The following is a 13,795-nucleotide window of genomic DNA, read 5'->3' on the forward strand; positions in this document are numbered from 1 at the left end:
GCTCCCTCGCTCCCGTCTGAAGAGCACTCCGCGCAGCACGTGCAAGGTCGGCAGGACATGCGGAAGGCCCCTGTCATCCGGCCACGCTAGGAGCGTCGTGGAGCGCCCGCCCGTGGAGCGGGTCCGTCCGACGTACCCGCACCGCCCCGCACGGGCTACGTGCTCGCGACGGGGGCCCCGGGCCCGTCCTCGGGCGTCACGTACCGCTGCACGGCGGGCGCGTACCGCTCGGTGACGTCGTCGATGGCCGTCGTGTGCAGTGCCCTGCCGCCGACGATGCCGTACATGACGCCCAGGCCGAGCAGCATGCCGACGGCCAGCTCGGCGCGCAGGCCCGCGTCGGGTCCGGGCAGCCGGGCCGCGAGGCGGTCACCGACCTGGGCGCGGAAATTGGCGCGCAGGACGTCGCCGTGCTCGCGGTGCAGGGGTGCGAAGACGATGCGCAGCAGCGGGTCGGCACCCTGCTCGGCCTGGCTGAGCAGGACGTGGCGCACCATGTGTGCGCCGAGCCGGTCCAGCGGCGCGTCCAGCAGGGCGGCCGCGTCCGTCTCGAACGACATCACGTGCGCGAAGAGCGCGTCCTTGTTGCCGAAGTACTTCAGGATCAACGGCGGGCTGACGCCGGCGCGTTCGGCGACCGCTTTCAGCGTGATGTCGGCGTGCGCCCGCCGGGCCAGCAGGTACCGGGCCGCGCGGAGGATGGCGGCCTTGGTCTCCTCGGCGTCACGGCGGACCGGGTACGGGGCGGCCCTCGACGGGCCGGCGGCCGGATCGGCCCTGTGCTCCTGCACCATGCGCTCGCGCTCCTTTCCCGCTCCGCGCCGTCCCGCCCTTCACCGGATCTTCCTCCCCGTCACACGGGCCATCCCGGTCGTCCCGTCCGCCCCACCGGCCTCGGCCACGGCGGCCACACCGCCCGCCTCGATGCCGCCAGGCGCCGCGACCGCTGCGCCCTGCGGGGCCGCGGCCGCCCCGGCGCCGTCCTCGAGCGCACCGCCACCGCGGCGGCCGGGCAAGTCCGGATCCGCGGGTATCGCGAACGCCGCGGCGCAGGCGGCCAGGGCGACGATGCCGGCCATCACGAACGCCAGCTGGTAGCCGTGCAGGGTGGGCACCGGCTGCCCGCCGACCGGCATCGTGTGCCGCACCAGCACCGCGGCCACGGCGGCGCTGCACACGGCCTGGCCGATGGTGCGCAGCAGGACGTTCACGCCGTTGGCCGAGGCCGTCTGGTGGCCGGGCACCGCCCGGAGGATGAGCGTCGGCAGTGCCGAGTAGCACAGCGTGGTGCCCGAGGAGACGACCGCGGCGCCCACCATGACCGCCCACAGGGCCCGGCTGTCGGCGATCCGCACGACATAGCCGAGCGCGATCACCACCGCCCCGAGCGCCAGGGTGACCCGGGCGCCGCGCGCTGCGGAGATCCGGGCGGAGACCGGGGACAGCAGCAGCATGATCACGCCGTTCGGCAGCAGCACGAGTCCGCTGCCCACGATCGACAGGCCGAGCCCGTATCCGGTCGCCCGCGGTGCCTGCACCAGTTGGGCGGTGACCAGCGTGTTCGCGTAGAAGGCGAATCCGGCGAGCAGTGCGGTCAGATGCGGCAGCGCCACCCGCGGCCGGGTGGCGAGCCGCAGGTCGACGAGCGGGTCGGCGGTGCCCAGCTGCTGGTACCACCACAGGGCCAGTATCACCGCGCAGCCGCCGAACAGGCCCAGGATCCGCGGGCTGCCCCACCCCCACTGGCCACCCTGCGACACGGCGAGCAGCAGGCAGACGAGGCCGGCGGCGAGCCCGAACGCGCCGAGCGTGTCGAACCGCCCCGGCGACCTGACCGGGGACTCCCGCACCGCCCACCAGGCCAGCGCGAGCCCCAGTACGCCGAGCCCGCTGGTGGCCCAGAACATCACGTGCCAGTTCGCGTACTGCGCGATGAGTGCGGCCAGCGGCAGCCCGAGTGCGGCGCCGATGCCGACCGTGGAACTCATCAGCGCCACCGCCGCATTGGTGCGGGCCGGCGGCAGCACGTCACGCAGCAGGCTGATCGACAGCGGCACCACGGCGGCCGCCGCGCCCTGCAAGGCGCGGGCCGCGATGAGCACCCGGATGTCGGAGGTCAGCGCGCACAGCACCGAGCCGGTGGTCATCAGCGCCAGGGCGAGCAGCAGCACCCGGCGCCGCCCGTACATGTCGCCCGCCCGGCCGAGCACCGGAGTCAGCACGGCGCCGCTCAGCAGGGTGGCGGTGACCATCCAGGAGACGGCCGCTGCGGAGGATCCGGTCAGCCGCGGCAGGTCCGGGAGCAGCGGCACGACGACGGTCTGCATGACGGCCATCAGGATGCCGCCGAAGGCGAGCACCGGCACCGTCATGCGTGCGCGTAAACCCGAGGTGCCGGGGGTGGTCTCCGCCGACGGGACAGCCTCCATGAACGCTCCAGCGCAGGGGTGGGCCGGCGCATGGCAACGGAGGCCGCACGCCGGAAGGTGAATCGGAATTCACCAGTGTAGGTGAATTCCGATTCACCTCATTGCCGACCGTGGGGGCGCGGGAGTATAGGGCGCGCTGGTGGCCGCAGCCGGCCCACCGTCCGCCGGTCCGCCGGTCCGCCGGTCACCAGGGCGTTCCCCGGGTGACCGGCCGAGTCGGGAGATCCGGAACCGGTCAGGCCCCGGCCGCCTCGCCTCCGGCGATGACGTGGTCGATCCTGGCCAGTTCCGCGGGGCTGAACTCCAGGCCGCGCACGGCGGCCACGCTGTCGTCCAGCTGGGCGGTGCTGCTGGCCCCGATGACCGCCGAGGTCACGTTCCGCAGGACCCAGGCCAGGGCCAGCTGCGCCAGGGTCTGGCCGCGGTCCTGGGCGATCTCGTTGAGCGTCCGCAGCCGCCCGACGAGTTCGCCGGTCAGTTTCTCCTCGGTCAGGAAGGGGCTGTCTCCGGCGGCCCGGGAGCCTGCCGGGACGCCGTTCAGGTAGCGGCTGCTGAGCAGGCCCTGCTCCAACGGCGAGTAGGCGATGGAGCCCACGCCGAGCTCGTCGAGCGCGTCCAGCAGGCCGTCCTCCACCCAGCGGTCCAGCATCGAGTAGCGCGGCTGGTGGATGAGGAGCGGGGTGCCGAGGTCGGCCAGGATGCGCGCGGCCTCACGGGTCTGCTCGGCCGAGTAGTTGGACACGCCCACGTACAGCGCCTTGCCCTGCCGCACCGCCGTGTGCAGGGCCCCCATGGTCTCTTCCAGCGGGGTGTCGGGGTCGAAGCGGTGCGAGTAGAAGATGTCGACGTAGTCCAGGCCCATCCGGTCCAGGCTCTGGTCGAGCGAGGACAGCAGGTACTTGCGCGAGCCCCACTCGCCGTACGGGCCCGGCCACATCAGGTAGCCCGCCTTGGTGGAGATGACCAGCTCGTCGCGGTGGCGCGCGAGGTCGCGGCGCAGCGCCTCCCCCAGGAACTCCTCGGCGGCTCCGGGCGGCGGGCCGTAGTTGTTGGCCAGGTCGAAGTGGGTGATCCCGAGGTCGAAGGCGTGGCGGAGGATGTCCCGCTGGGTCTCGGCCGGCCGGTCGGGCCCGAAGTTGTGCCAGAGGCCCAGCGACAGTGCCGGCAGCCGAAGGCCGCTGCGGCCGGTGCGCCGGTAGGGCATGGCCGCGTATCGGTCGGGATGTGCGGTGTACAACGGGCGCTCCTGCGAAGGGTGCGGGGGGTCGCCTGGACCCCTCCGGTACATGACGGGCGGGCTGCGCCGGGCCGGCCCGATCGGCGGTCCCGGTGCGGACGCGGCCCCCAGCCTTCCGCCGAACCCGGGCAGCAGTCCAACAGGAGAATGCGATCGTATTGTGCGGATACGCTGCTGAATCATGGAACTGCGTCATCTCCAGCACTTCGTGGCCGTCGCCGAGGACCGGCATTTCACCCGGGCGGCGGAACGGCTGATGGTGTCCCAGTCGGGGCTGTCGGCCTCCATCAGGTCCCTGGAGCGCGAGCTACAGGCCCCGCTGTTCGTGCGCACCACCCGTCACGTCACCCTCACCGAAGCCGGCCGTGCGCTCCTCGCGGAGGCCGAACGCGTCCTGGCCGGGGTCCGGGCCGCCCAGGAGGCGGTGGCCGCGGTCCAGGGGGTGCTGCGCGGTCGGCTCGCGCTGGGGACCGAGCAGTGCGTCGCCGGCGTGCGGGTGCCGGCGTTGCTGGCGGCGTTCCGGGAGCGGCACCCGGAGGTCGAGATCCGGCTGCGGCAGGCCGGGTCGGCGCTGCTCGTCGAGGAGGTCGCCGCCGGGCGTCTCGACCTGGCGTTCGCGGTCACCGTCGGCGAGCTGCCGAGCACGGTGCGCAGCGTGCCACTCGCGCGCGAACCCATGGTCGTGCTCTGCCATCCGGCGCACCGCCTGGCCGCGCGCGCCGCAGAGCCCTCGGACGGCACCGGGTCCCCGGACGGCGCGGCCATCACCGACCTGGGCGGCCTCGGGAGTGAGGCGTTCGTGGACTTCCATCCGGACTGGGGCCCGCGCCGGACCACCGACGCCGCGTTCGCCGCGGCCCGGGTCAGCCGCACCGTGACGCTGGAGGTGGGCGACGTGCACAGCCTGCTGGAGCTGGTCCAGGAGGGTCTGGGCATCGCGGTGGTGCCCCGGCACTTCGCCCGCAAACCCCAGGCGGCGGAGCTGTGCGCCATCCCGGTGAGCGGGCCGGCCCGGATCGCCTACGAGACGGTGGCGGTGCTGCCCCGGCGCCCGGCCACCAGCCCGGCGGCGCGGGAGCTGATGGGCCTGCTGTAGCGGCGGGCGACGGGACGCGGGCACCCCCCGCCTGGCTCCGCACGACTCCGCAATGCCCTCGGTACGGGACGGGCTCGGATCGCCCTGACAGACCTATGCTGGTCTTGCGGCTAATGACAGCTATACGGACGTCAGGAGGCCGTCATGGTCGGGAGTCTTGTCGCCGCACTGGTGGCAGTGATCTGTGTGGGCCTGGTCGGCCTGCTGTCATCGGCACGGGTGGTCAAACAGTACGAGCGTGGGGTGATCTTCCGGCTCGGCCGGCTGCACGGATCGGCCCGCCATCCGGGACTCGCCCTGATCCTTCCGGGCGTGGACCGGCTGCACAAGGTCAACCTGCAGATCGTCACCCTGCCGGTGCCCGCGCAGGAGGGCATCACCAGGGACAACGTCACGGTACGGGTGGACGCGGTCGTCTACTTCAAGGTGGTCGACGCGGTCAACGCACTGGTGCAGGTGGAGGACTACCGTTTCGCCGTCTCGCAGATGGCCCAGACGTCGTTGCGCTCCATCATCGGCAAGAGCGATCTCGACGATCTGCTCTCCAACCGAGAGAAGCTCAACCAGGGCCTGGAGCTGATGATCGACAGCCCCGCGGTCGGCTGGGGAGTGCAGATCGACCGGGTGGAGATCAAGGACGTGTCGCTGCCGGAGACGATGAAGCGCTCCATGGCGCGGCAGGCCGAGGCGGACCGGGAGCGGCGGGCCCGCATCATCAACGCGGACGCCGAGTACCAGGCCTCCAAGAAGCTGGCCGCCGCCGCCCAGGCGATGTCGAAGCAGCCGGCCGCGCTGCAACTGCGGTTGTTGCAGACCATGGTGGCGGTCGCGGCGGAGAAGAACTCCACCCTCGTCCTGCCCTTCCCCGTCGAGCTGCTGCGCTTCCTGGAACGGGCGCAGGGCGGCACGGCACCCGCCGCGACGTCGACGGACGGGGCGGAGCCGTCTCCCCAGACCGAGGACGAGGCGGACGGCGAAGCCACCGACGCGGAGAAGGCCGACGAGGCCGACGAAGCCGGCGCGCCGGCGCTGGATGCCGGTGACGCGCTGGCGGAGCCGGGGCGTGACGGGGCGCTGTGGAACCCGACCGAGGTACCGGGCACGGCACACCCGACCCCGGCGGCGACCCCACCCCCGACGACCCCGGCGGCGGCGCCGGAGTCTCCGCCGAACGGTACGGAGCCGCGTGCCTGACGGGTGCGGCATCCTCCCCCACCCGTGCTCGCCGGAGCGCGCAGCTCTCCCGTCAGGGGCGCACGGAGGTGCGCGTGCAACCCTGCGGCACCCCATCGGCGCCCCTGACGGGCCCCCGGACCGGCGCGGCCCGATGGCGCCACGCGGCCGCAGGAGGGGCCCTCAGGAGGGGCCCTGGGGGTAAACCCCCAGACGAAGACGGAGGTCAGCCTCGTTATCCCGGCGTCGCTCGCTGCCTAGCGTGAACTCCCGTGAAGGCGCACGACCGTGCCTCACGCACCGGACCGCGCCACAGGGGAGCAGCGATGATCGACGTCAGGGATCTCACGAAACGGTACGGGCCCACCGTCGCCGTGGCGGATCTGAGTTTCACGGTACGACCGGGCAGCGTGACCGGCTTCCTCGGGCCGAACGGCTCGGGCAAGTCGACCACCATGCGCATGATCATGGGTCTTGACGCGCCGGACACCGGCGAGGTGCGCATCGCCGGGCGCGCCTACCGCGACCTGCCCTGGCCGCTGCGCGAGGTGGGGGCGCTGCTGGAGGCACGCACCTTCCACCCCGGTCGCAGCGCGTACCACCATCTGGCGGCGCTGGCCGCGGGCGGCGGCGTCCCGGCCCGTCGGGTGGACGAGGTCCTTCAGACCGTCGGGCTGAGCGGGGCGGCACGGCGGCGCGCCGGTACGTTCTCGCTCGGCATGGCGCAACGGCTCGGCATCGCGGCGGCCCTGCTCGGCGACCCGGCCGTACTGCTCTTCGACGAGCCGGTCAACGGCCTCGATCCGGAGGGCGTGCGCTGGATCAGGAACCTGATGAGATCGCTGGCCGCCGAGGGCCGCACCGTGCTGCTCTCCAGCCATCTGATCAGCGAGATGGCCCTGACCGCCGACCATCTCGTGGTGATCGGCCAGGGCCGGCTGCTCGCCGACACCTCGGTGCGCGAGCTGACCGCCTCGGGCGGCTCCCTGGAGGAGGCCTTCTTCCGGCTCACCGGCGAGAGCGCCGAATACCGGGGCCTGGCCCCGCAGCCGACGGGCGCCGCGGCCGTCGACACTCCGGGCCGGCACCCGGGCCCAGACCCTCAGGACCTGCCCCGCCAGGGCACCGCACACCGCCAGGAGCGCCCGTGATGACCTCCCCGTCCAGCCGTACCGCACCCGCCCGCACCACAGGGCCGGACATCGGCCGGCACGGTCTGCGGCAGGCCGTCCGGATGGAGTGGATCAAGCTGCGCAGTCTGCGGTCGACGTGGTGGGCGCTGCTGCTGGTGGTCGTCGCCATGCTGGCCGTGGGAGTGATCACCATGGCCAACACCAAGGCGCCGGGGCCCGGCCGGGCCGCCGCCTTCGACCCGACCAACAACGTGCTCGCCGGAGTGGCGTTCGGGCAGCTGGTGATCGGCGTGATCGGGGTCCTGCTGATCACCGGCGAGTACGCGTCCGGGTCCATCAGGTCGACGCTCGCCGCGATCCCGCGGCGCCCGCTGCTGCTTCCGGCGAAGGCGGCCGTGCTCGGTGTTCCGACGCTGGTGGCGGGCGAGGCGGTCTCCCTCGGCACCTTCTTCGCGGGTCGTGCGGCGCTGCATCCGGCCGTGCCCCACCCGTCGTTCGACCAGCCGGGCGTGCTGCGGGCGGTGCTGCTGTCCGGGGTCTACCTGGCGCTGGTCGGCCTCATGGGCCTGGGCATCGGCGCCCTGACGCGGCACACGGCGAGCGCCATCGGCGGCGTCGTCGTCCTGCTCTTCGTGCTTCCTGCGCTCCTCGCCGGGCTCACCGGCGTCCGCATCGCCAAGTACTTCCCGACCATGATCGCCGGGAACTCCCTCGCGGCGGCCAAGGTGACGGACGGCATGCTCTCGCCCTGGGCCGGGCTGGGGATGCTGGGCCTGTACGTGGTGCTGCTGCTCGGCGCCGGCGGCTGGCTGCTGACCCGGCGGGACGCGTGACCGGAGCGCCGGAGGCGAGGCCCGGACGAAGTGCCGCGGCCGGGACGGGAAGCGCGGGCAAGGCGGGAGGCCCCGGGCAAGGGACCACGGTGAAGGAGACTTGAGCCATGCAGGACAGCCGCAAGGCGCCCCCTCCGTCGCCGCCCGACCCACCACCGCCCCATCCGCCCTCCGCCGATCACCAGCCGGCCGGGCCGCCGTCCGCGCCGCACCTGCGACCGGCCGGCCCGCCGGCGGCGGCAGGCACGGCGCGCCCCGGCGCTCCGGGGGCGGACCGTGCCGCCCTGCCCGGCCCGGTCCGCGCGGTCCGTGGCATCGGCACGGTGCTGCGCACGCCGCTGACCGCGCGTGCCTGGTTGGAGGCGGCGTACTGCCTGGCCGCTTTCCCGCTGGCGGTGGCCGGTTCCGTACTGGTCATCGTGTTGCTGGCGCTGGGTTCGGGGCTGCTGGTGTCGTTGGTCGGCGGGATCCTGGGGGCGTTGATCCTGGTGGCCGCGTTGCGCCTGGCCCGGGTGCAGGGCGCAGCGCACCGCGCGCTCGCCCGCGGGCTGCTCGGCGAGCGCATCCCCGCACCGGTGCCGCCCGCGCCGGCCCACGGCCTGTTCGGGCGGCTGGACGCCGGGCTGCGCAACCCCGTCGACTGGCGCTGCGTCGGGTATGTGCTGGTGAAGCTGCCGGTGTCGGCCTTCGGGATGTACGCGGTGGGGTGGTGGGTGACGGGTCTGGTCAACCTCTCCACGCCGCTCAGGTGGAGCGTCCTCGGCCAGTACCCGCGGCACGGCGGCCCGCACGGCGCGCCGGTCCTCACCCCGCTGCCGTTCGGCGGCGCGCCCCGGTTCCACACCTTCTGGGGCACGTTGCTCGCGGCGGCCATCGGGGTTCTCACCCTGCTGGTCGCGCCGTGGCTGACCCGCGCGGTGGTGGCCGTCGACCGTCGGCTCCTGCGGGAGCTGCTGGGGCCCGGGGCGCTGGCCGAACGGGTCAGGGACCTGGAGGAGACCCGGGCGCTGGCCGTGGACGACGCCGCTGCGCTGCTGCGCCGGGTGGAGCGCGACCTGCACGACGGGGCGCAGGTGCGCCTGGTGGCGCTGGCGATGAGCCTCGACATGATCAGGGAAGGGATCGGCGACGACGGCGCGGGACCGGACCGCACCCGGCTGCGCCGCCTGGTGGAGACCGCGCACCACAACGCCACCGAGGCCATCGCCGAACTGCGCGATCTGGCCCGCGGCATCCATCCACCGGTCCTGGACGACGGTCTGCCCGACGCGCTGGCCACCCTGGCGGCGCGCAGCACCGTGCCCGTGGACCTGTCCGTGCGGGTGCCGGTGCGGCCGTCGGCGGCGATCGAGACCATCGCCTACTTCTGTGCCGCTGAGCTGCTGACCAACGTCATCAAACACAGCGGGGCCCGTCGGGCGACCGTCACCGTGGCCGAGCAGGACGGCGTCCTGCGGCTGGTCGTGGCCGACGACGGGCACGGCGGCGCCGAACCCGGACCGGGCAGCGGCCTCACCGGACTCCAGCAGCGGGTGCGCCCGGTGGACGGCAGGCTGAGCATCGACAGCCCGGCGGGCGGCGGGACGGTCGCCACCGTCGAGCTGCCGCTGCACGCGTGAGAGCATGCGGCCATGCGCGTGGTGATCGCCGAGGACGCTGCCGTGCTGCGGGAGCTGATGGCCCAGATGCTGAGCGAGCGCGGGCACGAGGTGTGTGCGGCCGTGGGCGACGCCGAAGCCTTGCGCGCGGCGGTCGCGAGGCACCTTCCCGAGGTGACCGTGGTCGACATCCGCATGCCTCCCACGCACACCGACGAGGGGCTGCGCGCGGCCATCGACATCCGCCGCGATCACCCCGCCACGGGCGTGCTGCTCTTCTCCCAGCACGTCGAGACGCGCTACGCGACCCGGCTGCTGGCGGCGGGGTCGGCGGGCGTGGGCTATCTGCTCAAGGACCGGGTCGCCAATGTCTCCGAGTTCGTCGACGCACTGGCGCGGGTCGGTGCCGGCGGCACGGCGCTCGACCCCGAGGTCGTCACCCAGCTCGCCGGTGCCAGCCGGCACGTCGACGACCTCGACCGGCTCACCCAGCGGGAACGTGAGGTGCTCTCCCTGATGGCCGAGGGCCGCTCCAACGCCGCGATCGCCGCGGCCCTGGTGGTCTCCGCCGGCACGGTGGAGAAACATGTCGCCGCGATCTTCGGCAAGCTGGGACTGCCGTCGTCGGAGGACCACAACCGCCGGGTGCTGGCGGTCCTCCGCCATCTTCATCCCTGACCGCCGCGGACGGCCTCGGGTTGCGGCCGGCTGCCCACGCCGGCCGTCCGTGCCGGCTGTTACGGTTCCGGGTCGTGACCGAGCTGCTGCCCGACTTCCCCTACCACCCCGACCCCGTGAGCACCTCCGTGGTGATCCCTTCGGATGCGGTCTGCATGTGCTGTGGACGGGGACGCGGGTACATCTACACGGGACCGGTGTACGCGGTCGACGACCTCGCCGACCGGCTGTGCCCGTGGTGCATCGCGAACGGCGACGTCGCCGAGCGGTTCGACGCGCATTTCACGGGCGGCACGGGTCTGGGCGACGACGTGCCGATCGAGGTCTTCTCCGCGGTCGACAGACGCACTCCGGGCTTCCCCGCCTGGCAGGAGCCCCGGTGGTTCTTCCACTGCGGCGACGGCGCCGCTTTCCTGGGCCGTGTCGGGGCGGCCGAACTCGCGGACCACCCCGACGCGCTGGCGGCGCTGCGCCGAGAGGTGAGCGGTCGGGGCCGGCCGCCGGGCCAGGTCGAGCGCTTCCTCGGGGCGCTGGACAGGGACGACCAGCCGACGGCCTACCTCTTCCGGTGCCGGGTCTGCGCGACGCACCTCGCCTATGCCGACGCCACCTGAACCACGGCGCGGTGCGCCGCCGTCGCCGGTTCCTGTGGCGGTCTGCCGGGCTCCCCGGGTCCGGGCTTACCGTGGAGGGGTGCGGATCGTTTCCCTCCTCCCCTCGGCCACGGAGATCCTCTTCGCGGTCGGCGCCGGTGACGACGTCGTCGGTGTCACGTTCGAGTGCGACCACCCACCGGAGGCCCGCAGCCGGCGCATCGTCTCCACCAGTGCGCTGCCCGAGGGGGGCCGGGCGTCGCCTGCGGAGATCGACCGGCTGGTCACCGAGCGGATGGCCGCCGGGGAGGACCTGTACCACCTGGACCGCAGCGCGCTGGCCGGGCTCGACGCCGATCTGGTCGTCACCCAGGACCTGTGCGCGGTCTGCGCGGTCGACGTCGGCACGGTCCACGACGCGCTGGAGTACCTCGCCTGCCGCGCGGACGTGCTGACCGTCGATCCGGAGACGCTGCCCGAGGTGCTCGACTCGATCATCACCATCGGTACCGCCGCCGGCGGCCACTGCCGTGCCCGGGCCGAGCAGTTGGTCGCAGGGCTGTCGGCGCGGCTCGACGCGGTACGGGCCGAGGTCAGCCGTGATCCGGGTACGGCGCCGGTGCCGGCGTTGGTCCTGGAGTGGACCGACCCGCCCTTCGCACCGGGCCACTGGGTGCCGGACATGGTCGAGGCGGCCGGTGGGAGCTGTGTCGTGGGCCGCTCCGGGGAACGCTCGTTCCGCACCGGTTGGGAGGAGCTCGTCGCCGGCCCGGCCGCCACGGCGGACGTGGTGGTCTGCGCACCGTGCGGCTTCGGCCTCGACGAGTCGGCCCGGCTGGCCGCCGAGATCGCCGACCGGCTACCTGCGGGAGTGCCGTTGTGGGCGGTGGACGCCAACGCGTCGTTCGCCCGCCCCGGACCCCGCCTGGTCGACGGTGTCGAGGCGCTGGCCGGCATCCTCCACCCCGGCGTCGTCGGTGCACCGGATCCGTCGCTGGCCCGCCGCATCCGCTGACCCCGGCGGGATCCGGAGGGCCGGACCAGACGCCCGCCTCGGGCGCCCGCCCGCCACGAAGGTGCTCGCCGCCCGGGGGCTCCGTGGTCAGCGGCCGGCGCCCGGTGACGGTGCCGCACCTGTGCCGGGTGGCGGGGAGGGTCCGGGCGCGGGGGTCAGCGCGGCGGCGAGGGTGCCCAGGGCGGTGCAGCCGACGACCGCGAGCAGCCCGGGCCCGTAGCCGCCGCAGGCGTCGAAGAGCAGCCCGGTGAGGGCCGGGCCGACTGCGGCTGCCGGGAGCACGGCAGCGTTCTGCCAGGCCGTGATGGTGCCGTAGTGGAGGCGTCCGAACTGGTCGGCGAGGGCGGTGGCGCGCAGCGGGTTGAGGCTGCCGTAGCCGAATCCGTACAGCACCGCGTAGGTGACGAACAGCCATGTCGCGTTCGCCAGGAACAGCACGATCGTCGCCAGGGTCATCGCACCGGTCGCCAGGCACAGCAGCCGGCGACTCGCCACCCGTTCCGTCCAGGTGTTGAGGACGAGCCGGGCCGGGACGCTGGCCAGGCCGGTCAGGCCGGACACCGTCGACGCCAGTACCGGAGACATGCCCCGGGAGATCATGTAGGGGATCTGGTGGACCTGGAGGGCGTTGGCGGCCAGCATCGCGGTGCTGCCCGCCGCGGTCAGGCACCAGAACGCGGCGCCGCGTACGGCTCGCCGCGGGGTCTGGCCGGCCGGGGGCACCGCGGATGCACCGGATCCCGCAGAGGGGTCGCCGTCCGGGCGCAGGCCGAGGTCTTCGGGTCGGTGGCGCACGAAGACGACGGCGAGCGGGGCCATGGCGAGCTGGATCACGGCGAGGACGACGAGGGCGGTGCGCCAGGACCATGTGGAGATCAGCCAACCGGACAGCGGGATGCACAGGGGCGAGGACAGGCCGCCGAGGGTGGTCAGCAGCGCCATGGCCCGGCCGCGGCGGCGATCGAACCAGTTGGTGACGACGACGAAGGTGACCGGGTAGAGGGTGAGCGCCATCGTCGTGCCGATGCCGAGCGCCCAGACCAGGAAGAAGGCGCTCAGGCCGGGGCCGGCGGCGAGCGCGGCCAGCGACACCGCCCCCGTGAGGCACCCGCAGGCCAGCACGGCGCGGGCGCCACGCCGATCGACGACCCGGCCGACGGGGATGCCGAGGGCGGCGGAGACGAGCAGGGAGACGGAGTAGGCCGACGAGATGTCGGCGCGGGAGCCTCCGAGGGTCGCGGTGACGGGGGTGACGAGGACACCGAAGAGGTACTGGGTGGTTCCGTAGGCGACGATCGTGTGGATACCGAGGGCGGTGACCAGACGCCAGCCGTAGTAGCGGCCTCCCGAGCGGGAACGGTTCGGGGCGTCGGTCTTGGAAATCGCGGGTGCCCTCCTCTGGCGCTCGTGCCCCCTCGCGGACCGCTTTGCGGGGCTGACTCCTTCGGCGAGCTGGCTCCTTGCGCGACTGCTGCTCCCGGCTCAGCCCTCGCCTGACCGTATGTTCTTGCTCATGGTCTCCCTCGGGGTGATGTGTGGTGCACGGTCCGTGGCCGGACGGGACCGAGTCACCCGACCCGGTGTCAGACCGGCGCGGTGCACGGCCCGTTCGACGCACGATCACCCGCGAGCCCGCGGCACGGCGCCGTGGCCCAGCGCTGTCCGGCCCGCACCGGGGCGGCGCACGGCGCTCTCCCCCGGCGCCGTGCCGCCCGGGGAGAGCGCGAGCCCCCTCGGGCACTCTGCCGCTTCCGGCGGCGACGCCCGGCTCAGCTGCGCCCGGCGCGCTCGTAGGCGCTCAGGAACTCCTCGAACGACACCGTGCCGTCGCCGTCGGCGTCCTGCCGGCCCAGCAGGGTCCTTGCCTGCGTCGCGGTGAGGTCCGCGACCCCGAGTTCCGACATGACCTGACGGAACTCGTCGGGCGTCAGGAACCCGTCCTTGTTGACGTCGAAGGTGTCGAACACCGTGCGTGCCGTGTCGTTGCCGGTCACTGCCACCACTCCTTGC

General features: G+C 73.7%; 13 protein-coding genes. 8 read left to right on the forward strand and 5 right to left on the reverse strand.

Annotation, left to right across the window (positions count from 1 at the left end; all coding sequences use genetic code 11):
• Positions 1 to 155: 155 nt before the first annotated feature.
• The 3 genes from NQO67_RS05595 to mgrA all read right to left on the reverse strand — a co-directional run bounded on the left by NQO67_RS05595 (position 156) and on the right by mgrA (position 3,666).
• Complete coding sequence (locus NQO67_RS05595) at positions 156 to 794, reverse strand: TetR/AcrR family transcriptional regulator (protein WP_255947372.1); 639 nt, start codon at positions 792 to 794, stop codon at positions 156 to 158.
• 39 nt (positions 795 to 833) lie between these two features.
• Positions 834 to 2,429: an MFS transporter gene (locus tag NQO67_RS05600; protein ID WP_255947374.1), complete on the reverse strand. Its 1,596-nt coding sequence runs from the start codon at positions 2,427 to 2,429 to the stop codon at positions 834 to 836.
• 235 nt (positions 2,430 to 2,664) lie between these two features.
• The gene (gene mgrA, locus NQO67_RS05605; RefSeq protein ID WP_255947376.1) at positions 2,665 to 3,666 is read right to left on the reverse strand and encodes an L-glyceraldehyde 3-phosphate reductase; all 1,002 of its coding nucleotides are present in this window, start codon (positions 3,664 to 3,666) and stop codon (positions 2,665 to 2,667) included.
• A 181-nt stretch (positions 3,667 to 3,847) separates the two neighbouring features.
• Between mgrA and NQO67_RS05610 the strand changes: the two genes are divergently transcribed.
• The 8 genes from NQO67_RS05610 (at position 3,848) to NQO67_RS05645 (ending at position 11,785) form a co-directional block, all read left to right on the forward strand.
• Positions 3,848 to 4,762 (forward strand): LysR family transcriptional regulator, encoded by a 915-nt coding sequence (locus NQO67_RS05610; protein WP_255947378.1) that lies wholly within the window; start codon positions 3,848 to 3,850, stop codon positions 4,760 to 4,762.
• A gap of 144 nt (positions 4,763 to 4,906) precedes the next feature.
• Positions 4,907 to 5,956: an SPFH domain-containing protein gene (locus NQO67_RS05615; protein ID WP_255947388.1), complete on the forward strand. Its 1,050-nt coding sequence runs from the start codon at positions 4,907 to 4,909 to the stop codon at positions 5,954 to 5,956.
• A gap of 305 nt (positions 5,957 to 6,261) precedes the next feature.
• Positions 6,262 to 7,086 (forward strand): ABC transporter ATP-binding protein, encoded by an 825-nt coding sequence (locus NQO67_RS05620; RefSeq protein WP_255947397.1) that lies wholly within the window; start codon positions 6,262 to 6,264, stop codon positions 7,084 to 7,086.
• A complete protein-coding gene (locus NQO67_RS05625; protein ID WP_255947399.1) occupies positions 7,086 to 7,901 on the forward strand; it encodes an ABC transporter permease in 816 nt (271 codons plus the stop codon). The genes NQO67_RS05620 and NQO67_RS05625 overlap by 1 nt, the downstream gene beginning before the upstream one ends.
• 107 nt (positions 7,902 to 8,008) lie before the next feature.
• A complete protein-coding gene (locus NQO67_RS05630; RefSeq protein WP_305125438.1) occupies positions 8,009 to 9,520 on the forward strand; it encodes a sensor histidine kinase in 1,512 nt (503 codons plus the stop codon).
• Between the two features lie 12 nt (positions 9,521 to 9,532).
• Positions 9,533 to 10,177: a response regulator transcription factor gene (locus tag NQO67_RS05635; protein WP_255947401.1), complete on the forward strand. Its 645-nt coding sequence runs from the start codon at positions 9,533 to 9,535 to the stop codon at positions 10,175 to 10,177.
• Between the two features lie 74 nt (positions 10,178 to 10,251).
• Positions 10,252 to 10,791 carry a CbrC family protein gene (locus NQO67_RS05640; RefSeq protein WP_255947403.1) on the forward strand — a complete coding sequence of 180 codons (540 nt, stop codon included), beginning with the start codon at positions 10,252 to 10,254 and terminating at the stop codon, positions 10,789 to 10,791.
• 79 nt (positions 10,792 to 10,870) lie between these two features.
• On the forward strand, positions 10,871 to 11,785 hold the full coding sequence (locus tag NQO67_RS05645; protein WP_255947411.1) for an ABC transporter substrate-binding protein: 915 nt from the start codon (positions 10,871 to 10,873) through the stop codon (positions 11,783 to 11,785).
• Positions 11,786 to 11,872: 87 nt separating this feature from the next.
• Here NQO67_RS05645 and NQO67_RS05650 read toward each other — a convergent pair whose 3' ends face one another.
• Together NQO67_RS05650 and NQO67_RS05655 are read right to left on the reverse strand one after the other, a co-directional pair.
• Positions 11,873 to 13,168 (reverse strand): MFS transporter, encoded by a 1,296-nt coding sequence (locus NQO67_RS05650; RefSeq protein ID WP_308295629.1) that lies wholly within the window; start codon positions 13,166 to 13,168, stop codon positions 11,873 to 11,875.
• Positions 13,169 to 13,554: 386 nt separating this feature from the next.
• Positions 13,555 to 13,779, reverse strand: coding sequence for an EF-hand domain-containing protein (locus tag NQO67_RS05655; RefSeq protein WP_255947413.1), 225 nt, complete (start codon positions 13,777 to 13,779; stop codon positions 13,555 to 13,557).
• Positions 13,780 to 13,795 lie beyond the last annotated feature (16 nt).

Source organism: Streptomyces odontomachi (assembly GCF_024435355.1).
GTDB classification, from domain to species: Bacteria; Actinomycetota; Actinomycetes; order Streptomycetales; family Streptomycetaceae; genus Streptomyces; species Streptomyces odontomachi.

Excerpts from the sequence above, each read along its gene's own strand:
- NQO67_RS05620 (WP_255947397.1), top strand. The coding sequence starts at position 6,262 with ATGATCGACGTCAGGGATCTCACGAAACGGTACGGGCCCACCGTCGCC.
- NQO67_RS05625 (WP_255947399.1), top strand. The coding sequence starts at position 7,086 with ATGACCTCCCCGTCCAGCCGTACCGCACCCGCCCGCACCACAGGGCCG.
- NQO67_RS05595 (WP_255947372.1), bottom strand. The coding sequence starts at position 794 with ATGGTGCAGGAGCACAGGGCCGATCCGGCCGCCGGCCCGTCGAGGGCC.
- NQO67_RS05635 (WP_255947401.1), top strand. The coding sequence starts at position 9,533 with ATGCGCGTGGTGATCGCCGAGGACGCTGCCGTGCTGCGGGAGCTGATG.
- NQO67_RS05610 (WP_255947378.1), top strand. The coding sequence starts at position 3,848 with ATGGAACTGCGTCATCTCCAGCACTTCGTGGCCGTCGCCGAGGACCGG.
- NQO67_RS05600 (WP_255947374.1), bottom strand. The coding sequence starts at position 2,429 with ATGGAGGCTGTCCCGTCGGCGGAGACCACCCCCGGCACCTCGGGTTTA.
- NQO67_RS05630 (WP_305125438.1), top strand. The coding sequence starts at position 8,009 with ATGCAGGACAGCCGCAAGGCGCCCCCTCCGTCGCCGCCCGACCCACCA.
- NQO67_RS05615 (WP_255947388.1), top strand. The coding sequence starts at position 4,907 with ATGGTCGGGAGTCTTGTCGCCGCACTGGTGGCAGTGATCTGTGTGGGC.